The sequence below is a fragment of the Pedobacter heparinus genome (assembly GCF_032678725.1).
In the GTDB taxonomy this organism is placed as follows: domain Bacteria; phylum Bacteroidota; class Bacteroidia; order Sphingobacteriales; family Sphingobacteriaceae; genus Pedobacter; species Pedobacter heparinus_A.
This window is the reverse complement of the sequence record NZ_JAVTSC010000008.1, coordinates 232,813-253,140: the sequence shown is the minus strand read 5'-3', so window position 1 is coordinate 253,140 and position 20,328 is coordinate 232,813. Positions and strand designations below refer to the sequence as shown.

Annotated in this window: 17 protein-coding genes; 5 read left to right on the top strand and 12 right to left on the bottom strand. The window is 44.6% G+C overall.

Annotation, left to right across the window (positions count from 1 at the left end):
• Nucleotides 1-59: 59 nt before the first annotated feature.
• Nucleotides 60-1,109 (bottom strand): PLP-dependent cysteine synthase family protein, encoded by a 1,050-nt coding sequence (locus R2Q85_RS14220; RefSeq protein ID WP_316812461.1) that lies wholly within the window; start codon nucleotides 1,107-1,109, stop codon nucleotides 60-62.
• Between the two features lie 170 nt (nucleotides 1,110-1,279).
• Between R2Q85_RS14220 and R2Q85_RS14215 the strand changes: the two genes are divergently transcribed.
• The gene (locus R2Q85_RS14215) at nucleotides 1,280-1,744 is read left to right on the top strand and encodes an Lrp/AsnC family transcriptional regulator (RefSeq protein ID WP_316812460.1); all 465 of its coding nucleotides are present in this window, start codon (nucleotides 1,280-1,282) and stop codon (nucleotides 1,742-1,744) included.
• A gap of 91 nt (nucleotides 1,745-1,835) precedes the next feature.
• Here R2Q85_RS14215 and R2Q85_RS14210 read toward each other — a convergent pair whose 3' ends face one another.
• The 3 genes from R2Q85_RS14210 to R2Q85_RS14200 all read right to left on the bottom strand — a co-directional run bounded on the left by R2Q85_RS14210 (nucleotide 1,836) and on the right by R2Q85_RS14200 (nucleotide 6,076).
• Nucleotides 1,836-3,935, bottom strand: coding sequence for a fasciclin domain-containing protein (locus tag R2Q85_RS14210; RefSeq protein ID WP_316812459.1), 2,100 nt, complete (start codon nucleotides 3,933-3,935; stop codon nucleotides 1,836-1,838).
• 111 nt (nucleotides 3,936-4,046) lie between these two features.
• Nucleotides 4,047-4,751 carry a DUF1080 domain-containing protein gene (locus R2Q85_RS14205; RefSeq protein WP_316812458.1) on the bottom strand — a complete coding sequence of 235 codons (705 nt, stop codon included), beginning with the start codon at nucleotides 4,749-4,751 and terminating at the stop codon, nucleotides 4,047-4,049.
• Nucleotides 4,752-4,771: 20 nt separating this feature from the next.
• A complete protein-coding gene (locus R2Q85_RS14200; RefSeq protein ID WP_316812457.1) occupies nucleotides 4,772-6,076 on the bottom strand; it encodes a Gfo/Idh/MocA family oxidoreductase in 1,305 nt (434 codons plus the stop codon).
• Nucleotides 6,077-6,375: 299 nt separating this feature from the next.
• Between R2Q85_RS14200 and R2Q85_RS14195 the strand changes: the two genes are divergently transcribed.
• Together R2Q85_RS14195 and xylA are read left to right on the top strand one after the other, a co-directional pair.
• Nucleotides 6,376-7,848, top strand: coding sequence for a xylulokinase (locus R2Q85_RS14195; RefSeq protein ID WP_316812456.1), 1,473 nt, complete (start codon nucleotides 6,376-6,378; stop codon nucleotides 7,846-7,848).
• A 28-nt stretch (nucleotides 7,849-7,876) separates the two neighbouring features.
• Nucleotides 7,877-9,205: a xylose isomerase gene (gene xylA, locus R2Q85_RS14190; RefSeq protein ID WP_316812455.1), complete on the top strand. Its 1,329-nt coding sequence runs from the start codon at nucleotides 7,877-7,879 to the stop codon at nucleotides 9,203-9,205.
• 31 nt (nucleotides 9,206-9,236) lie between these two features.
• Here xylA and R2Q85_RS14185 read toward each other — a convergent pair whose 3' ends face one another.
• The 4 genes from R2Q85_RS14185 to R2Q85_RS14170 all read right to left on the bottom strand — a co-directional run bounded on the left by R2Q85_RS14185 (nucleotide 9,237) and on the right by R2Q85_RS14170 (nucleotide 15,202).
• Nucleotides 9,237-9,776, bottom strand: a complete 540-nt coding sequence (locus tag R2Q85_RS14185; RefSeq protein ID WP_316812454.1) for an AAA family ATPase — start codon at nucleotides 9,774-9,776, stop codon at nucleotides 9,237-9,239.
• Nucleotides 9,777-9,786: 10 nt separating this feature from the next.
• Complete coding sequence (locus tag R2Q85_RS14180; RefSeq protein WP_316812453.1) at nucleotides 9,787-11,025, bottom strand: MFS transporter; 1,239 nt, start codon at nucleotides 11,023-11,025, stop codon at nucleotides 9,787-9,789.
• Nucleotides 11,026-11,058: 33 nt separating this feature from the next.
• Nucleotides 11,059-11,724 (bottom strand): FadR/GntR family transcriptional regulator, encoded by a 666-nt coding sequence (locus R2Q85_RS14175; RefSeq protein ID WP_316812452.1) that lies wholly within the window; start codon nucleotides 11,722-11,724, stop codon nucleotides 11,059-11,061.
• A gap of 73 nt (nucleotides 11,725-11,797) precedes the next feature.
• Nucleotides 11,798-15,202: a tetratricopeptide repeat protein gene (locus tag R2Q85_RS14170; protein ID WP_316812451.1), complete on the bottom strand. Its 3,405-nt coding sequence runs from the start codon at nucleotides 15,200-15,202 to the stop codon at nucleotides 11,798-11,800.
• A 306-nt stretch (nucleotides 15,203-15,508) separates the two neighbouring features.
• Here R2Q85_RS14170 and R2Q85_RS14165 point away from each other — a divergent pair, with 306 nt between their 5' ends.
• Nucleotides 15,509-16,402 (top strand): aldo/keto reductase family oxidoreductase, encoded by an 894-nt coding sequence (locus R2Q85_RS14165; protein WP_316812450.1) that lies wholly within the window; start codon nucleotides 15,509-15,511, stop codon nucleotides 16,400-16,402.
• 36 nt (nucleotides 16,403-16,438) lie between these two features.
• Here the strand turns inward: R2Q85_RS14165 and R2Q85_RS14160 are convergent, their stop codons facing one another.
• Nucleotides 16,439-17,524, bottom strand: coding sequence for a tetratricopeptide repeat protein (locus tag R2Q85_RS14160; protein ID WP_316812449.1), 1,086 nt, complete (start codon nucleotides 17,522-17,524; stop codon nucleotides 16,439-16,441).
• Nucleotides 17,525-17,625: 101 nt separating this feature from the next.
• Between R2Q85_RS14160 and R2Q85_RS14155 the strand changes: the two genes are divergently transcribed.
• Nucleotides 17,626-17,838 (top strand): hypothetical protein, encoded by a 213-nt coding sequence (locus tag R2Q85_RS14155; protein WP_316812448.1) that lies wholly within the window; start codon nucleotides 17,626-17,628, stop codon nucleotides 17,836-17,838.
• A gap of 22 nt (nucleotides 17,839-17,860) precedes the next feature.
• Here R2Q85_RS14155 and trxA read toward each other — a convergent pair whose 3' ends face one another.
• The 3 genes from trxA to R2Q85_RS14140 form a co-directional block, all read right to left on the bottom strand.
• Nucleotides 17,861-18,157: a thioredoxin gene (gene trxA / locus R2Q85_RS14150; protein WP_316812447.1), complete on the bottom strand. Its 297-nt coding sequence runs from the start codon at nucleotides 18,155-18,157 to the stop codon at nucleotides 17,861-17,863.
• Between the two features lie 24 nt (nucleotides 18,158-18,181).
• A complete protein-coding gene (locus R2Q85_RS14145) occupies nucleotides 18,182-19,501 on the bottom strand; it encodes a sorbosone dehydrogenase family protein (protein WP_316812446.1) in 1,320 nt (439 codons plus the stop codon).
• Nucleotides 19,502-19,575: 74 nt separating this feature from the next.
• On the bottom strand, nucleotides 19,576-20,247 hold the full coding sequence (locus R2Q85_RS14140) for an arylesterase (protein ID WP_316812445.1): 672 nt from the start codon (nucleotides 20,245-20,247) through the stop codon (nucleotides 19,576-19,578).
• Nucleotides 20,248-20,328 lie beyond the last annotated feature (81 nt).

Below are 20,328 nucleotides of genomic sequence, written 5' to 3'. Positions count from 1 at the left end.
CAAAGCATCAATACCTTTATACTCCTGAATATGTAATTTAATCTCATATCTTTAATATACTATTTCAAACGACAAATGGGTTGATATCCTGTAAATAATGTCGCTGTAGAGACAAATGAATCCTTAACCGGTTCTTGTTTTACCAGATCAGTGCTCAGGTACTTTTTATTGCTGTCCGATAATAAAGTAACCACAACTGCATCAGTTCCCATTTGCGCTTTGAGCTTAATTGCACCGATTACATTTGCACCGGATGAAATGCCAACAGCCAGTCCCAGCTCCCTGGCCAGTTTTTGTGCCATGATAATGGCATCGCCATCGTTTGCCTGGATCACCTCGTCCAGCTCATCCAGTTTTACAATCGCCGGAATAAACTCATCAGAAATTCCCTGTATGCGGTGACTGCCAACTTTATATCCTGTGCTTAAAGTCGGACTTTCAGCAGGTTCTAGTGGATGTATTTTAATTGCAGGGTTGTGTAGTTTTAATCCTTTTCCAACGCCCATAACCGTACCACCGGTACCCACACCCGCCACAAAAGCATCAGGCTGTAACCCATTTAACTTTAATTGTTCCCAGATTTCCATTCCGGTAGTTTTTTCATGCGCCTCCCCGTTGAATTGGTTTTCAAACTGTCTTGGCAGAAAAACCCCGCCGGCAGCAGCAAGATCTTCACAGCGTTTAATGCTGCCCAAAAAACCTCCTTCTTCCTTGCTGATCAAAATTACCTCAGCCCCCATACTCCTGATGATGTCTATACGTTCCCTGCTAAGCCAGTTCGGCATAATGATCTTTACCGGATGGCCCAAAGCCCTGCCAATAGCGGCAAATGCAATTCCGGTATTGCCGCTTGTAGCTTCAATAATGGTATCACCGGGTTTAATTGCGCAGGATCTATAAGCTTCATATATGATGTTTAAAGCCATCCTGTCTTTTACACTTCCGGTAAGGTTATAGTGCTCACATTTCACATAGACTTTCCCCGGCTTTCCTTTGTACACATACTGAAGCTCCAGCATTGGCGTATTGCCTACCAAATGCCATAAGTGTTCAAATTTATGGCTAAGTTCCGCAGTTAAACAAGCCTGCGCTTTGGTTTCGACTAACATTGTTTTTATGAAATAATTTTCGGTAAAACTCCACAATACAAGTTATAATAACAATGCTTACCTTTATTTCCGAAAATTATTCAGAAAAATAATGATAAATAGTAATTTCTTTCAGTTTGCCCTTGAATTTAAGATGGCAGATTGTTTTTTTTTCACCTTATCCATTTAACATGCAACACCATTTAGACCCCGTAGATTTAGAAATTTTAAGGCTTTTACAAAAAGATGCAACCTTGAACAACAAGGAACTGGCTTTTAAGCTCAACAAATCTATTGCAACGGTTCATGAAAGAATCCGTCGTTTAAAGGAACAAGGCTATATTCAACGCATCGTAGCCATATTAGACCGGAAAAAGATCAACAGGAACCTCATTGCTTTTTCGCATGTATTTTTAAAAGCCCACACTGCAGAGACCTTAGTGGAGTTTGAAACTGAAGTGGCAAAGTTCAGCGAGGTGATGGAGTGTTTCCAGATGACCGGCGCATATGATTTTATCCTGCGCATCGCAACAAGTGATATGGATACCTACCATCTTTTTCTTCGCAATAAACTGGCTACATTACCAAATGTCAGTACGGTTCAAAGCTTTTTTGTATTATCAGAAACCAAAAGTGACACCGCTTATCCCCTTTAAACCGTTCTGCTGCTTTGATCCATTGCCCTAAAATCAGGAAGGCCTCCAGTATCAACTGAAAGGCCCTCCAATGGCATTAATGGATTAATGATCAATAGCCGGAATTCTGAACCATTCCAGGATGCTGATCTATAATAACCTGTGGGATAGGTAACCGAAGATGTTTTCCAGGTACAAAGCCATATCGGGCCAACTCGTCTGCCGTGGTTCCCCACCTGTTCAGGTTTGCAAAACCAACACCTTCTCTGCGCATTTCATTGGTCCATAATGTTCTTAAATTGGCCTGGTTAATGGCAGTAACCGTTATAGATGAACGCTGCAACAGGGCCGCATACCTGGCCTGCGCATTGGTGGTATTGCCCATGGCTATATTGGCCTCTGCCGACATTAAGTAAACTTCTGTGAGTCTCAGGTAGGGTAAAGTTGGCCTGTTAAAAAAGTAACTCTTAACATTGGCGTCTATATTTGCCGAATTGTCCCAGATCAGTTCCGCATTTCCGGCATTAAACTGTGCAGCTAAACCCGCCAGCGAATATTGGGCACTGTTAAGTACGTAATTGGTCAGGTCTGCAACCTTGGTATATTCTTTTTCCAGCAATGCTGCCTTTGCCAGCAAAACCTTAACAGACAGCCCGTTCAGATTGGCCGCTCCGCTGGGTGCCAGAGAGAGTGAATCCGCAGCCGACTCCAGTTCGGCAGTAATAAAATTATATACCGCTGTCCTGTTGGTATTGGTTAAATTAGTGGTCTGCTGTATCAAGGGGATATTACCAAAATAAGTAAGCAGCTGTAAATAAACATAGGCCCTTGTAGCCTTTAACCGGCTTATTTTTTCTGAACGTTTGGTCATTGCAACCGGGGCCTTTTCCTGTAAAGTATTCAGGGCTGTTATCTGTGCATATCCCTGTTGCCAGATCTGAGTGATGCCCTGGTTAGTTGGCGTAAATGTAAAAGTACCGAAAGACTGGTAATTTGCCTTAAAAACCAACGGAATGGAATCGATCACCGCCTGGTGGCTTAAGAGTCCGTCGGCAATAGCCAGGTTTTTCTGCCAGCTGGCGATATTGTTTTCAGCACTGGCAAGTCCCGTCAAAAACTCCTGTTCTGTTAACAAAGGCAATTGCTTATTATGGAGCATTCCAATGGATACTTCTATTTTTTTCAATGTACCATTTGCAGCGACAGTGTGCTCATAAGGTAAGGTAACCCGGTCATTGTTGTCAACAACACCATCCCCATTGGCATCTACCCATTTAAAATCCCCGGGCTGCGCACCAGTTTGTGCAGGGGCAGCGGTAATTTCAGCCTGGCTTTGAAATATCCCGGCGCTGGCAAAACCCGCATATAAACCAGCCTGTTTGGCAGAACGGTTAAAAATATTACTTTTTACCCCCGAAGATACCTTGACATAATAAGTTCCCGGAGTTATCGATTTAAACAGGGCTTTACCTGAAGCATCACTTGTACTGCTGTAGGCCGTTACACTATCTGCATAATTTTGCTGCGTACGGTAAAGGCTTACTGTAGCACCTGCCAGTACTTCACCTTTAGGTTTTGCAGTCGTCCACAAAGTCCCGTCCCATACCTTAATTTCAATGGAAGTAGATTGCAGCTGGTCTGTAACTGCAGTAGCGGTCAATACTGATTTTACGGTATACACCACTTCGTTATTGGTATTCAGAATTTCTTTACCACCAATCTGTACCCCATTGATCCAAATGGTATCCGCAGAGCGGCTTACCTTTAGTTGTTTACCGCTTAGTCCGGTAAGTATCTTACCATCCGTCAGGTCAGCAAGTTTAAACACACCTTTCACAATGTGGTCCCGCAACACAGAATCGGTTAATACCAGTTGTGGAACATTTGCAGCCTCCGCAATGGCATTCACAGTTCTTGTTCCGCTAACACTGCCTGCAGATGATACCTTACCTAACCTCCCCGGTACAGCAGCACTTTCGTTCAATGGAGCAAAAACGGTAATTCCCTGGGCAGTTTCCTCCGCTTTAAGCGCCATGCTTTTGAGTGCATTGGTAAAAGTACTGATGCTATCGGCAGCAGCCAGTTTTTCCGTTATGGCCTTAATGAGTACCTCGGGTTTGCGGTCTTCAACTTCAGGTTCAGCAGGTTTATCCTTTTTGCATGCCATTAAGGAGATGATCAGCGCAAATGCAATAAGTAAATTCTTTTTCATGTTTTTGTTTTTTGAGCTATTTAGCTCACAAAGCTAGTGACACCTTTTCAAGCAAAAAATACCCATTTATAGGTATTTTTGCTTGAAAAACCATCAACATGAAAAACAAAATCAGTCAAGTACCGTTACTTTCAGATTCCTGAAATGGATGGGCGCCCCTTCCGATTCCAGGCATAAATATCCTTTTTTTATAGTCGATTTACTGATGCCGTTTACAAACTTGCCATTTACCGATAACTTAATTGCCCCATCTACACAAACCACCTGATAGCTGTTCCACGCTCCCTTTCCCTTGCAGCGGTTCTCAACCGACTTACTCCTGGTTCCCCTGGGGGTATCCGGAACAGTTTCTACTCCACCTACTCCAAAAAGCTCTCCATGGACATAGGCAATAGGTTGCTGCACACCATCTTTTGCATTGATGTTCACCCAGTCCAGTTCCAGCATTTGTACTTCTACACCTCCGGGCAAGCGGTTATGTTCACCTGGTTTAGCATCACTCCATACAAACACCCCGGAGTTGCCTCCTGCTTCCAGGTGTTTCCACTCCACTTCCAATATAAAGTTCTCGTATATTTTTTCCGACCGCATCACGCCAATGGGTTTACCGGAACAAACCAACACGTCTTTTTCCCGCTTCCAGGTATCCTGCGCTGTATTTACATTGATCCAGTTGATCGCTTTAGCGCCTTCCTTCGGAGCAGCCAGTAAAGTTTCCTTACCAAACTGGATGGGTTTTTCTTGTCCATACGCCACAGATGCATATACAAAAACCCATAAAACAGCCATACCAATCCCATTTAATGCTTTCATCATTAACCTATTTAATTAGCTGATTAAATTACTTTGGTAATTCCTGGTAAAGCCACCGGCTGGTTATCCCATTTCAGGTCCCAGTTATAGTCTTCTATCTTTGGTCCCAGCACCACATTCGAATTCAGGGCCCCTTCATAGCTGATGGTTTGTCCGCTGTAAGCAGCCATACGCCCCCAAATGGCCAGCAAAGTGCTTTTTGCCATCCATTCCCCATCATTGATGGGTTTTCCATTTCTGATGCCTGCAAAAAGCTCATTGTGCTGGACCTGGTACATGTTCTTTTTTGGACCATCATACTTCCAGGTATTTTTTCCGCTGATCTCATACTGCATCCCCACGTTTACAAAGGCACTTCCGTCTGTACCCAGTACATCCACCGTATTCCGGTTAGAGGTGCCCTCCTGCTGCCGGCAAAAATGAAAACCTTTTGCACCGTTTGCATATTCAAATTCTACGGCAAAATGATCGTAAATATTTCCGTATATCTCCTCTACACGTACTTGCCGTCCACCTGTTGCTGTGGCCTTTACAGGCATCTGGTCGCCCATCGCCCAGGACATCATATCCAGGCTATGCACCGCCTGTTCCACAATAAAATCACCTGAAAGCCAGTTCTGATAATGCCAGTTTCTCAGCTTATACGTGAGGTCTGTCCATTCCGGCTGGCGCGGATTAGACCAGTTACCGGCACCATTTCTAAAAGTGGAAACGGTTTTTATGCTGCCCACATCACCATTTAAAACACGGCTGAATACTCCCCTGCTCGGCAAATCGTACCTGAAACAAAATCCGGAAACTAAGGAAAGGTTCTTTTCAGCCGCCGCTTTTGCCGCAGCCAGTACCTTGCGTATCCCCGGTGCATCAACTGCTACGGGCTTTTCACAAAACACATGCTTACCCGCAGCAATAGCTGCAGTAAGCTGATCTGGCCGGAATGCAGGCGGTGTAGCAAGCAGCACCACATCAACTCCGGAATCGATCACTTTCTGATACGCATCAAAACCAATGAACTTTCTTTTTTTATCTACTTTAACCCGCTTGGCATCTACCGTATTGAGTGCTTCATAAGCCCCTTCAAGACGGTCTTCAAAAATATCCCCCATGGCCGTAATGATCACATCCGGATCTGCATTTAAGGCCTGCATGGCGGCACCAGTTCCTCTGCCACCACAGCCAATCAGGCCAACTTTCAGCGTTTTAGCACTATAGAACAGGGGGGACGAAAAACCAGTCTGATAAGCCAGCGTACTTCCTAACATCACTATACCTGACTTCTTTAAAAAGGACCTGCGGTCCGTCGCATTTAAATCTTTAGTTTTAATCATAATATATAGGTTTCATTTGTTTCGTCAAAAGACCTTTGAAGCCGAGCAGCGCACATATCAACAAATCAACCTGCTAGCTGATCAATTTCAAAAGGGAGTTTCTAAACATAGGAAAAAAAAATCAAAAAACACCCCATCTGTTAACACCAGAAAGGCTAAAAAGGACAGAAATACACTAAAAAAATACAACAATAGCCTATGCAAATTCCCGCATGGAACTGATGCTTAAAATATAATTCATGCAATCGATTGCTAAACTAAAATATTTGTTTATTTTCGTTCCATCAAATTAAAAATAAATGTTGTTACTAGGTATTGATGTAGGTACATCATCTATAAAAGTTTCTGTGGTCGAATCTGCTTCAGGGCATACGCTTGCAAGTGCCAGTTATCCTGAAACTGAGTCGGAGATTATTAGCCTGAAACATGGCTGGGCCGAGCAATCGCCCCAGATGTGGTGGGCGAATGTAAAAAAAGCCATCTCTATTTGTAATGCACAGCATAAATACCATGCAGAGGATATTGCCGCAATAGGAATTGCTTATCAGATGCATGGCCTGGTTGTGGTAGATAAAGATGGGGAATGCCTGAGAAACAGCATCATCTGGTGCGACAGCCGTGCTGTTGAAACCGGTGAACATGCTTTTAACCAACTGGGCGAGCAATATGCACTTCAGCATCTGCTCAATTCACCCGGCAATTTCACGGCTTCCAAACTGGCCTGGGTAAAAGCACATGAACCTGAAATCTATTCCAGGATAGCCAAGGTCATGCTGCCAGGCGATTTCATAGCCCTGCAGCTTACCGGTGAAGTAACCACCAGCATCTCTGCTTTATCTGAAGGAGTTTTCTGGGATTTCAAGGAAAACCAGATCTCTGAGGCATTAATGAAATTTTTCGATTTCGATAAGGCATTGATTCCGGAAATTAAACCGGTATTCTCCGTCCATGGCGAGCTTAAAAAATCAATTGCGGAGCAGCTTGGTCTTAAAGCAGGGGTACCTGTAGCCTATAAGGCCGGTGATCAGCCCAATAATGCCTTGTCGTTAAATGTGACCAATCCCGGGGAAGTTGCCGCCACAGCAGGAACTTCAGGGGTTATTTACGGCGTAACAGACCAGCTGTTATCTGATAAAGCATCAAGGGTAAACACATTTGCCCATGTAAACCATAGCGCCGGACAACCTCGTCTTGGTGTACTTTTATGCATTAACGGAACAGGCAGTATGAACCGCTGGGCAAAGGATAGTTTAGGTGCTACCATGAACTATACGGCCATCAATGAGGCTGCCCAGACGATATCACCAGGTAGTGAAGGTCTGCGTGTACTCCCCTTTGGCAATGGAGCAGAGCGCATGCTGAACAATAAAATTGTTGGCGCCCATTTGCAGGGCATTGACCTGAACGTACACCGCAATCCACATATTTTCCGTGCAGTACAGGAGGGAATTGCTTTTGCATTTCGTTATGGGCTGGACATCTTAAAAGAAAATGGGATGAACCCTACCGTGATCAGGGCTGGAAAGTCAAACCTCTTTTTAAGCGATGTGTTTACCCAAACATTTGTAAACATTACCGGGGTACCGGTAGAGCTGTATGACAATGATGGCAGTTACGGTGCAGCTGTAGGTGCCGGCATAGGCGCAGGTTTATTCCAGTCTGCCGCAGAAGCCTTTGCCCATAAAAAACCATTAAAACTGGTAGAACCAGGCACAGCAAACCTGGAAAATGAATACCTCGACTGGAAAAGCCTGCTAGAAAAACAATTGTAATAAAAAAATCAATATAATACCTTATCAGATGACAAAACTTAATGCAGAGAACGAATATTTTAAAGGGATCGGACAGATCAGCTTTGAAGGACAGGAAACGGACAATCCACTTGCTTTCAGATGGTACAATCCTGAACAGGTAGTTGCCGGCAAAAAGATGAAAGATCACCTGCGCTTTGCCGGTGCTTACTGGCACTCCTTCTGTGGAAATGGGACAGACCCTTTTGGTGGTCCGACACATATTTTCCCGTGGGACGCTAAAAGCGACGTGCTGGAACGTGCAAAAGACAAAATGGATGCAGCCTTTGAATTTTTAACCAAAATGAACCTGCCTTACTATTGTTTTCATGATGTAGATGTGGTAGATTATGGCAACGACATTAAGGAAAATGAAAAGCGCATGCAGCTCATGACAGCTTATGCAAAAGCCAAACAGGCCGAAACCGGCATCAAACTGCTTTGGGGAACAGCCAATCTTTTCTCTCACCGCAGGTACATGAACGGAGCCGCCACCAATCCCGATTTTCATGTGTTGACGCATGGTGCAGCCCAGGTAAAAGCTGCGCTTGACGCAACCATCGCATTGGATGGTGAAAATTACGTATTCTGGGGCGGCCGCGAAGGTTACATGAGCTTGCTCAACACCAATATGAAGCGCGAACAGGAACACCTGGCAAAATTTCTGCATACCGCCAAAGATTATGCCCGCAAAAATGGCTTCAAAGGCACTTTCTTCATTGAGCCTAAGCCATGTGAACCCACCAAACATCAGTACGATTATGATGCAGCAACCGTACTTGGCTTTCTTCGCCAATATGACCTGCTGGGCGATTTCAAACTGAACCTGGAAGTTAACCATGCCACACTGGCCGGACATACCTTCCAGCATGAGCTTCAAGTAGCCGCCGATGCCGGAATGCTGGGTTCTATTGATGCCAACCGCGGCGACGAGCAAAACGGATGGGATACAGATCAGTTTCCAAACAACATCAATGAGGTAACAGAATCCATGATGATCATCCTGGAAGCTGGCGGGCTGCAAGGCGGGGGTATAAATTTCGATGCCAAGATCCGAAGGAATTCAACTGATCCGGCAGACCTTTTCCATGCACATATTGGTGGAATGGATATTTTTGCCCGGGCACTGATCACCGCAGACCGTATTCTTCAGCATTCTGATTATAAAAAGAGCAGAGCAGAGCGCTACGCATCTTACGACAGCGGAAAAGGCAAAGCCTTTGAAGAAGGTAAGCTCAGCCTGGAAGACCTGCGTGATTATGCAGCAGCACAAGGCGAGCCACAAACCATCAGTGGCAAACAGGAATACCTGGAAAACCTGATCAACAGATACATTTAAAAAAGGGCCGGTAAAATTTTACCGGCCTTTTTTAAAACATACGCTCCATAAAATCTATCCTTTGTGCAACAGTACATTTGGGCAACTCCATAAGCGAATACCCGAATTCTGCATATACCTTTTTCATCACTTCATAAGTGGCTACAGCTTCTGCGAAAGTTTGTTTCCGCTCTGCATCATTCCGGTAAATTTCTTCCCAGGGTGGCGTGATGAATACCTGCTGGTTGTACCTCAGTTCTTTTGCAGCCTGTTTCATCTCATCAGGAACAAGCAGGCCGCAAAGTGTCAGGTAACCGATCACGTCAATAATTCCGCGATCAAAAATAACCGGCTGGTCATTGGTCTGATGTTGGGAAAAGTCTTTTACCGCGGCTGCAAACATGGCTTCAGCAAAAAGGGCCTGGTCTTTCCAGGGCAACGCGGCCCCAGCTGCAGCCAGCTGTTCTTTAATGAGCTGACGGCCGGATTCTTCCACACAAGTATAATCAAGCGCAGTCAGGGCATCGATCAGGGAGGTTTTACCCATTCCCGGACCACCGGTGATCACATAAAAATTAGTTTTATTGCGCAAAATTCTCTTACTATTTATCCCTGTCGGGCTTTTTCCTGCCTTCAATATTTGGTAAAAAGCCAGTAATGATACCAATCAATGGCAAAAATGCGCATATATGAAATACATAATTGATGCTGGTACTATCGGCAAGCTTACCCAATAACGCAGAACCTATGCCACCCATACCAAAAGCAAAGCCAAAGAACAGGCCAGCTACCAGACCTACTTTACCCGGTATCAGTTCCTGCGCATACACCAGAATGGCCGAAAACGCAGAGGCCAGGATCACACCTATTGGCACAATCAGTATACCTGTCCAGAATAAATTGGCATGAGGGAGCAGCAATGCAAAAGGAGCAGTGCCCAAAATAGAAAACCAGATCACATATTTACGTCCAAACCTGTCTCCTACCGGGCCACCTATCAGCGTACCTGCAGCAACGGAAAATAAAAATACAAACAGGTAAATCTGCGAAGTTTGCACCGATACCTGAAACTTATCTATTAAATAGAAGGTAAAATAACTGGTTAAACTTGCCATGTAAAAATACTTCGAAAAGATAAGCACCAATAAAATGACTACCGCAAACACCACTCTTTTTCTGGAGAAATTATTGGTCATCACATTTAATGTAGCGCCTGCTCTGGCTTTTAAATTAACCATATATCCTTTGTACCACTTACCTACCCAACTCAGGATCAATATGGCCAGCAAAGCAATGATAGAAAACCAGATCACACTGAACTGTCCGTAAGGCACAATGATCCAGGCAGCCAGTAAAGGTCCTATAGAACTTCCCGCGTTGCCACCCAGCTGAAATATGGATTGGGCCAGTCCTCTTCTGCCGCCTGATGCGGCATGGGCCATGCGTGATGCTTCGGGATGGAATATGGAAGAACCCGTACCGATCAGTGCAACTGAAAGCAGCATAAAGTAAAATCCGTTTGATAAAGATAAAGTGATCAGACCGATCAGGGTAAAGCCCATGCCGATAGCCAGGGAATAAGGCTGTGGCTTCTTATCTGTGTATAAACCTACAAACGGCTGGAACAAGGAAGCTGCCATTTGAAACATCAGCGTAATTAACCCGATCTGCGAAAAGCTGAGCTGATAAGCATCCTTTACTATCGGATAAATAGCTGGTATGAGGGATTGTATCGTATCATTTAATAAATGGGAAAAACTAATGGCAAAAAGTATGGGAAATACCGTTTGCTGGGCAATTTGTTTAGGATCGATGGTAGAGCTAGGGCTTGTTGTTTTCATTATAATTCGTATGCGTAAGGTATGATGGTGATTTTACTGGGATACGTGACCGATAATTTTTGTGGCAATTGTCCAGGCTTTTTTGGCGTCGCCGGCAATGATACTTTTTAAAAGTTGCTCATGGATCACATAAGTTTCTTCAAATGCCCGGGTATCCGGATAGATCTGAAGAAACCATTTTTTAAGATGTATGGAGGTAGATTTGTACAGATCGGCCAGAATTTCATTTTTTGAAGCCTCTGCAATGGCGATATGAAATGCAACATCAGCTTCAATACAGGCTTCTTTTAAACCTTCGGCAGCAGCCATCCTCCGGTTTTCCAGATGGGTTCTTATGGCTATGATATCGGCATCTGTCCGGTTTAATGCTGCTTTTTCGGCAATTTTCATTTCCAGCAGCTGTCGCACTTCATCCAGGTCCTGAATATTTGCACGCTTTAACCTTTGTTCCATAGGCTCTTTACTACAGCTAGCCTGTTCAACAAAAGTACCTATCCCCTGCTGTACCCTCAGTAAACCGGAGTTTGCCAGGATCTTTATGGCTTCCCTGATGCTGGACCTGCCTACCCCAAAACGTTTCATCAGTTCGGGTTCTATAGGCAGTTTTTCATCTACCTTATACCTTCCCAGTGTGATCTGCTCCTGAAGTCTGGCAGCAACCTCGTCTGCCAGCGATTTCTTTTTAATATATTCAGCCATTATAAATTCATCATATCATCAGATGAATTTCAAAGGTAAAAATTTATTTTTTGTTCCCCGGAAAAAAAAGCAATTATTTGATCAGGGCGACAGATCGCCAATCGGGCGAAGAATGAATTTTTGCCCCTTGATGCACTGGATTTATTTTCAGTACTTCGGTAAAAAACGCATTTGCTTTTTTCAGATCACCCAATCCAAGATAACCCAGCGCCCGGGCATAAACCACATTTGCCTGATTGCTGTTGTTGATTTTTCTCCGGGCTATGGATGCGCTTGCCCGCCCGCTGCTGTTTTCTGAAGCTCCATCATTTTCTCCATAAGCCCGTTTTTTACCAGCTGCATCCATCAGCTGTTTAAAAAAGCCTTCAGCTGCTTTAACCTTTCCCAGTTTGGCCGATGCCATACCTTTATAAAAATTTACCTCAGGGGATGAACCCGCACCCCAGCCTGGTTCGTAAGTATAAGCAAGCATCTGGTTAAAATACATCACAGCTTTCTTTTCTGCTCCTGCCAACCTGCTGTTTACACCGAGATAGTATAGGGCAACGCCTACTTTGGCATCGCGCTCACTTTCCAGGCTCGCGGGAAAGGTCATTGCATTTAAATAATCCTTTTCAGCTTCTGCATATTTACCACCCTTCATTGCGGCCATCCCACGCAGCAGATGCGCATCAAACCAGTGCACATGTACATTAAATGCCGAACCTTCTTCTGTACGGTAGTTTAACTTTTCCAATAGCGCAATCGAGCCTTCATAATCTCCAAAGAAATTTTTCAACCGGATATCAATCACTTTAACATCCACATTATCTTTTATGGCAGCTGCGTTTTTTGAAAGGAATTCCCGCATCTTTTCTGGCGGAGTTCTGGCATAAGACAAATAGTCATCTGCCTCCATAAAATAACGGGGATCATTTCCGTTTAAACTGATGGCCTTCATGATGTCTGCAATTGCCCCCTGAATATCGGGGGTATAATTGGCTTTGGCATAAGCCAGGTTTCTATAATAAATCGCCTTATTTCCATTTAGCTTAATGGCTTTTCCCCATTCGGCTATAGCCAGTTCAGACTGGTAATCAGCATAAATATTTCCAAGCAGGTAATGTGCATTGGCATCTTTCGGATGTTGGCTGACAGCCAGTTTCAATGCATTCAGCGCCAGGTCTCCATAAGGAAACACCCCATCCGTTCCCAGGCGGGCAGCCTGGTTAAATTGATCACGGGCTTCCGCGATTTTCCCTTCCTGATGGGCGCAATAGCCCAGACCATAAAATATCATGGGGTTGTTCCTGAGTTTGTCGTCCGTCGCCTGTGTGGCCAGCGTCAGCAGGTCCGAAGCTTCCCGGTAAAGCCCGGCTGCGATATACCTGTCAGCCGTTTCCAGGTAATTGTCCGGTTCAAAACGCAGTCTTTCTTTAAGCTGTGCCATTTGTTCCCGAACAGACCTGCCCGTTTGGAGCTGGGCGGAAAGTAAATACAGCTCATTCATTGCGGTAAAATTTAGCGGATCAACAGCTAATGCCCCATTTACCGTTTTAAGCGCATCCTCATAGTGTGCCGCCTTCCTAAATGCAATGGCTTTCAAATTCAGGGCTTCAATATTCAGTGCATCTGTTAAAAGTGCCCTTTCCGCATTATCCCCGGCTTTGGCCCAATTGCCCCGCCTGGCTTCCAGCCTGGCCAGCAAGGTGTAGGCCGGCGAGGCCCATTCATAGCTCCATGCCGCCTGATACAGCAATTCCCTTGCTTCCTCATATTTACCTTGCTTCAGGTAAACTACACCAAGATAATAAAGCGGTTCGCTAAATTTGGGTTTGGTAAAATTTGAAGTGACCTGCTGTTTGGCCCGGGTTAAATAGTGTTCGGCCTGATCGTAGATGCCCTTTTTTAACAGCGATAGCCCCATCTGGGTATTGTTCATGACATCTATGGAATCCCTGCGCAAAGCCTCGGCATAATACTTTTCCGGTTCGTACATGGCATTTCCAAATTGCTCCAGCCGTAATCCGGTTAACCAAAGCTCATCCTCAGATGTATAGGCAGCAGGGCGCAGTGGCGATTTGTAACCAGCCGGATGGGCTTCAGCTTTTTTTGGGGCCTGCTGCCAGCTGATCAGTTCATTTCCATCAGCGGAAAAAACTTGTATTTTCAACTCAGAAAAGACAATACCCGCAGGGAGCGCAATGGATTTTGTATAGGGTTTGGCCGGGTCAACATCCAGCTGCGCTTTAAAAACCTCCCTGTCATGCCAGCTGATCACTACCCTGGCATTTTTAAGCACACTGGTCGCATTGATTTCGATCAGGGCTTCCGTCCCTTTTTGCTCCAGGTTAATGGCCATGTCGGCATTCGCTTCCTTGATATTGTTCATCTGCTTGATGCCATAATAAAATATCGTTCCCTGCTTGCTGCTCATCGGGTTAATAAAACTGTAGTCAGGTTGATTGTCCGAATAGCCCCCCATCATCAGCTCCAGGTAAGGTCCGTCCTCGTCAGTCAGTTTTTTATCCCAGGAGCGGCCAACTTCATTCGGCCCCCAGTTCCAGAATTTCTTCCCTTTAAAAATCGTCCTGTCCCCGATCTTCACCGTGCCTGCATGTTTACCATGGTCAATGCCACCCAGAAAATCCTGTTTGGTTTCCCATATAAAAAACGAGGTGGGCTCCTTTGTATTCTTCCACCAGCTGATGTCTTCCCCTTTTGTAAAATCAATGCCCTGGTAAAACTGGTTGGGCACAGGCCAGTTGGCAAATTCTGTTTTGCCATGAAAAACAGCTTTCTCTACATCAGGAGGAAAAATCACCTGGTAATTTTCGTTGGCATGCACAGCTGTATTTGCCCAAAAAAGGAAGGAGTTCTGTACCGGGGTCACATTCAGATACCTGAACTCCGTTTTGATATAAGCTTTTCCCGGTGCCAGCGTAATACCTACCAGCCAGCGGGTCTGGTGTCGTTTTTCGTATTCACCAACCCAAACCGTTTTACTCCCGTCAGCATTACTTACCATGGTATAATCAACGGGCAAAAAACTGGTGGGCCTGTGGTGATGCGGGATATTCCATTCTGCCCCGCCAGAGGTCCATGCCCCTGCCATTCCTATCAGCGCGGGTTTTACCACATGGTTGTAGTAAACAATGTTATAGTTATTGGTTTTATCAATTGCATAATAGATCCTGCCGCCCATTTCGGGCGTAATGCAAAGCTTGGTGTACTCATTTTCAAGGATCACCGCCGTATAATCTTTGTTTACTTTCTGATTGGTGATCTGTCCGGAAAACGGATAAGGATAAATGTGCCGCTGTGCGCCCTGGTAAGCCTCAGGCACATAAAACAGCGGATTTTCTTCCGTTTTTCCCGTTTCATAAGTAGGCAGTGTCAATTTTTCTACCCGCATTTCCACTTGCTGTGCAGCCTGCGCCCAAAGCTGCAGATTAGAAAAAAGAAGGCAGCCTGCTGCCACAAGTTTCAAAACGTTCATATGCTGATCAGGTTAATTGGTTAAATCAAAATTAAGGGTTGTTTTCCCTTGGTTTATCAGGCGCCGATGCGCCCGTACATCCAGCCATAAACCTTGTTAAAACCTTCCTAAAAGTAAATATGTGAAAATGCGGACATCAAAACCTAGCCAGGGATTCAAATTGAAAAATAAGTATATAACTTTGAGCAATAAGTACACAATCCCGGTCAGATCGGGTCCTTATTACATCAAAATGCATTTTTTTTATAACCTGCTTTTGATATGCTGCAGAAAAAAGCGAACTTGAGCCTTTTAGAAGAGATAGCTATGAAAAAAGTATATATGGGGGATGCAGGCCCGAAAGTTTCACCTGCAGTATACGGTTTTTACAGATGGGATGAAGTAAAAGACGCTGCCAGCGTATTAAAAAAGGTGGTTAACCTTTGCCTGGAACTGGGGATCAATACCTTTGAGCATGGTGACAGTTACGGCAACTGGGAATGCGAAACACTGTTTGGCAATTTACTTAAAGAAGGTGCCTTTAAAAGGGATGAAGTGGTCCTGTTCACAAAATGTGGATTAAGACTGCCGCACCCGCGCAAGCCGGAGATCAGGATTAAACATTACGACACTTCAGCAGCGCACATTACCAAAAGTGTAGAGTCCTCTTTAAAAAACTTAAGGACAGACTATATCGATATCCTTTTGCTGGATAAACTGGATGCCATATCCAACCTGGAAGAAACCGCTTTGACCCTGGAAAAGCTTAAAGACTCCGGGAAGATCAAGAGCATTGGCGTCGCTAATTTCTCTGTGTTCCAGCACCAGCTGCTGGCCTCTTACTTAACCAAACCCATCGTAACCAACCATATTGAATTGAACCTGCTCAGCACCCAGGCACTGGATAACGGGCAGATTGACTACATCAAACAACGTTACATGAGCCCACTTGCCTATGCCCCGCTTGCGGAAGGCAGAATAGCGGCCGGTAGAGATATCCAGGCTGTTAAAGTACGGGAAAAACTGGAACAGCTGAGCGTAAAATACAATGCCGATATTGAATCTCTTGCAGTAGCGTGGCTGGTAAAGTTAGGCGCATTGCCCCTTATAGGTACTACCAACGAGCAAAGAATAAGAAATGCTGCAAATGCTTTCTCCATAACGCTGGACCATCAGGACTGGTATGAACTCTACAACGTTTCGATAGAGAACATCCGTTAAACCCCTTAAAGGGGTATCGCATTTTACGTTACCCCTTTAAGGATTACCGCAATAGCGTTTCATCACCTCAGCAATCATGGGTTTGCGGTCGCCCAGCTCATAGCCAAGCTTTAAATCAGCGCAGATCTTATCCTGCTCCTCTTTTGGTACCTCTACATTGTCTTTTGCCACCATTACGGTTACCTCTTTCGTTTTGCTGATGGTCTTGCTGTCCTTAAACTCATATTTCCTTAACCTGGCAAAAGCCCTGGAACTTAAAGCCTCCATGTATAAGGGCTCCAGTTCAATGGCCTTATCAAAATCAGCAATGGCGCTATCAAAATCAAAAAGGTTAAACTTCGCATTGCCCCTGTAAAAATAAACATCCGCATATTCCGCATTTAACAATACCGCTTCATCCATCTTTTTAATCAGACTTTTATATTCATTTTTTTTGATGAGTTCTTCAGCTTTGCTGAGCAATTCGTAAAATGTTACCGATTCTTTAGGCAATTCCTTTTTGCTCAGACTAAAATTGACTTCACTTTTTAACTTTCCTGTAGAGTAAAATTCCTGCCAGATCCCATCTTCTTCGCCATTCCGGTATTTCCCTCTCGCCTTAAGCTTACCATTGATGAAATAATCTTCAGTAGGCCCATAACCAATATCTGCCTGGTGGTTCATAAAATATCTTTTGTTGCCGTTCACATAATAAGCCGTAGTAGTACCGTTTAAAAGTCCGTACAACAAGGTACCTTCCGCCTTGATATTGCCGTTCATATAATAGTCGATAAACTTTCCGGAATAGGGTTTCATTGCGCCTTTTACATACAGCGCCTCGTCTTTTTTCAGCATCAGCTTTCGTCTTGGCAAGGCTTTCAGGGCATCAGGCCTGGCTGCATAAGCTTTTGTGGTGAGCAGGATAATTTTATCTGTAAAAAAATGACCAAGCGCATTTATTTTCTTTTCATCGGTGATCACTTCTGCATTATAGATGTCAGCTTCAGTAAGCTGTTCCTCATCTTTCGGTTCGTTGATAATGGGAATACTGTCTACAATATAGAGGATTCGTTCCTGTTTTTCCTGGGCAAAGGAAACTGAACAGCAGGCAACAAGGAGAAGGGCTAATAAGATTTTATTCATGATCGAAAATAATAAATTTTACGCTCAGTTGAAAACATCCCATTTTCCAAACATTCCATCCATAGGATTGTTAAAATAGTTGTAACCAAAAATTAAGCACGATGAACAGAACTCTTGGACTAATCCTTACCGTATTGGGAATCGCGATGTTGGTATGGACAGGTTTTTCCTATACTAAAAAGGAAAAGATTGTAGATGCCGGCCCCATTCAGATCTCTGCAGATAGAGAAAAGAACGTAAACTGGCCTCCATATGTAGGAGGCATTATTTTAGTAGTGGGACTGGTTGTGCTGGTTACCTCCAAAAACAGATAGGCATATCATCAGGTCAGCAGCATCAGCTGAGGCCATCAATGATCTGTTTCAGCTGACTGGCCTGGATCACCCCGCTTTGCCGCCATTTGGTTTCCCCGCTTTTGAATAGGATAAGTGTAGGAACGCCCTGAATATGATATTGCCTGGATACTTCCGGATTTTTGTCTACGTCTACCTTAAGGATGGTCAGGCTGTCTCCTACCATGCCTTTTAGCTGCTGTAATATCGGTACCATCATTTTACAAGGCCCGCACCACTCTGCCGAAAAATCTACCAAAACCGGTTGATCTGATTTAATGATTTCCTGAAAACTAGCCATTTGATTTTATTTTAATATCCATAATTATTGAGCAGCAACACGCCAAACTGTACTGCTCACGTCATCGGCAACAAGCAAGGCCCCATCCGGCGCTACGGCAACGCCTACCGGTCTGCCATATACTTCCCCTTTTGCCGGGTCAGCTATAAAACCGGTTAAAAAATCTGTGACACCGCCGGAGGGCTTACCATTCTTAAATGGTACAAAAGCTACCCTATATCCGGAAAGGGCAGATCTGTTCCAGGAACCATGCTGTCCGATAAAAGCACCCTGCCGGTATTGTTCCGGAAAACTTTCGGCCGTATAAAAGGCCAGTCCTAAGGAAGCCGTATGCGAACCAACCGGAACATCCGGAACAATGGTTTTTTTCACCATATCCGGACTTTTACCTTTCATCCTGGGATCTTCATGCTGGCCAAAATAAGCATAGGGCCAGCCATAAAAAGCACCTTTTTTTACACTGGTAATATAGTCTGGCACAAGATCGTCTCCCAGGCCATCCCTTTCATTAACTGCCGTCCATAACATCCCGCTGCCCGGGGCCCAGCCCATTCCCACCGGGTTTCTCAGCCCGCTGGCATAGACGATTTCTCCCGTACCATCGGGATTTACTTCCAGGATATTAGCCCTGCGCAGCTCATGTTCCATACCATTCTCGCCAACATTACTACCAGAACCAACAGATACATAGATCTTGGTATTGTCTTTATTTGCGATCAGGTTCCTGGTCCAGTGGTTGTTGTATCCACCAGCTGGTAAATCCATTATTTTCGTTCCTTTAGCAGTAATCTCTGTATCGCCAGTCCGATAAGGATACCTGTATAATCCATCTGTATTCGCTACATAAAATGCATTCCCGATCACCAGCACCCCATAAGGCTGGTTTAGCCCTTTCAGGAAATTGGTTTGCAGTTCAGGTTTCCCATCTTTGTCCTTATCCCTCAGCAACACCACAGTATTGGCACTTTCTCCGGCCACTTCTGCCTTCGCTTTACCGGTGATGACGTTGGCTACCTTTTCTATTGCAGAACGTTCAGAATTAGATAAAACAACAAAAATGTCGCCGTTAGGGGCAACATAAATATTTCTCGGACTTTTTAACCCCGCTGCAAATTTACTGACCACAAAACCTGCCGGAGCTCTGGGCGTTTTTCCTTCCGGCCAGCCAATTACTTTGCTGAACTTGTTTTTTGAAGCACTGGTGTCCGCTGGAGGTAACACGATTGCAGCTGTTGTATCTGCAATAGTACTATCTGCGGCAGTTTGGGCAGTGTGCTGCTTTGTATCCTGGTTACATGCTGCACTGATCGAAATTGCGGTTAGGAGATAAAATAGTCGTTTCATACATGTACATTTAATAAAACATTGGTTTATGTTCATTTATAAACACAAGACTACAGCAGATGTTTGGATTAAAGCTACAGCAAGGTTTTTAATCTGGCCCATACATTTTCTGCAAGTATTTTCTGCCCTTCTGCTGTTGGATGGATCCCGTCTTCCTGGTTAAGTCTGGCCACACCACCAACGCCTTCCAACAGGAAAGGCACATAAACCATATCGTTCTTTTGCGCCAGCTTGCTAAAAACGGCTTTAAAATCTGAAGTATATTTTGCACCCATATTTGGCGGCATCTGCATACCGGCCATCACCAGTTTTACCTTAGGGTATTTAGCCTTTACTTTATCTATTACGGCTTGCAGATTGGCCGATGTTTCCGGCACAGATAATCCCCTCAGGCCATCATTTGCCCCCAGTTCCAGTACGAAAATCCCAACAGGCTGTTTCAGCAGCCAGTTGATCCTGCTCTTACCTGCAGCAGATGTCTCCCCGCTCAAACCTCCGTTGATCACTTTGTAAGGCAAATTTAAGGACTCGATCTTTTTTTGAATGATGGCCGGATAGGCCTGTTCAGGATCAAGCCCATACCCGGCAGTTAAACTCGTCCCAAAGAAAAGGATATGCTGAACCCCGGGTTTTGTTTCCGTTGCAACCGGCGCGGCCTCTGCCGGCCTGGCATTTAATTTTCCATCCTTTTTCTGCTGGTTGTTTCCACAGGCGCTAATGATCGCCAGCAGCAGGATTGAGCTCATAAAATTAGTCCGTAACATACAGCTGATATATAAATCTAAATTAGTGAATACTTGTATATTTAACAGGTAATCCTTCGTTAA

Bases quoted from the DNA above. Each gene is read 5' to 3' on its own strand.
- R2Q85_RS14220 (WP_316812461.1), bottom strand. From the start codon at position 1,109: ATGTTAGTCGAAACCAAAGCGCAGGCTTGTTTAACTGCGGAACTTAGC.
- R2Q85_RS14215 (WP_316812460.1), top strand. From the start codon at position 1,280: ATGCAACACCATTTAGACCCCGTAGATTTAGAAATTTTAAGGCTTTTA.
- R2Q85_RS14210 (WP_316812459.1), bottom strand. From the start codon at position 3,935: ATGAAAAAGAATTTACTTATTGCATTTGCGCTGATCATCTCCTTAATG.
- R2Q85_RS14205 (WP_316812458.1), bottom strand. From the start codon at position 4,751: ATGATGAAAGCATTAAATGGGATTGGTATGGCTGTTTTATGGGTTTTT.
- R2Q85_RS14200 (WP_316812457.1), bottom strand. From the start codon at position 6,076: ATGATTAAAACTAAAGATTTAAATGCGACGGACCGCAGGTCCTTTTTA.
- R2Q85_RS14195 (WP_316812456.1), top strand. From the start codon at position 6,376: ATGTTGTTACTAGGTATTGATGTAGGTACATCATCTATAAAAGTTTCT.
- xylA (WP_316812455.1), top strand. From the start codon at position 7,877: ATGACAAAACTTAATGCAGAGAACGAATATTTTAAAGGGATCGGACAG.
- R2Q85_RS14180 (WP_316812453.1), bottom strand. From the start codon at position 11,025: ATGAAAACAACAAGCCCTAGCTCTACCATCGATCCTAAACAAATTGCC.
- R2Q85_RS14175 (WP_316812452.1), bottom strand. From the start codon at position 11,724: ATGGCTGAATATATTAAAAAGAAATCGCTGGCAGACGAGGTTGCTGCC.
- R2Q85_RS14170 (WP_316812451.1), bottom strand. From the start codon at position 15,202: ATGAACGTTTTGAAACTTGTGGCAGCAGGCTGCCTTCTTTTTTCTAAT.
- R2Q85_RS14165 (WP_316812450.1), top strand. From the start codon at position 15,509: ATGAAAAAAGTATATATGGGGGATGCAGGCCCGAAAGTTTCACCTGCA.
- R2Q85_RS14160 (WP_316812449.1), bottom strand. From the start codon at position 17,524: ATGAATAAAATCTTATTAGCCCTTCTCCTTGTTGCCTGCTGTTCAGTT.
- R2Q85_RS14155 (WP_316812448.1), top strand. From the start codon at position 17,626: ATGAACAGAACTCTTGGACTAATCCTTACCGTATTGGGAATCGCGATG.
- trxA (WP_316812447.1), bottom strand. From the start codon at position 18,157: ATGGCTAGTTTTCAGGAAATCATTAAATCAGATCAACCGGTTTTGGTA.
- R2Q85_RS14145 (WP_316812446.1), bottom strand. From the start codon at position 19,501: ATGAAACGACTATTTTATCTCCTAACCGCAATTTCGATCAGTGCAGCA.
- R2Q85_RS14140 (WP_316812445.1), bottom strand. From the start codon at position 20,247: ATGAGCTCAATCCTGCTGCTGGCGATCATTAGCGCCTGTGGAAACAAC.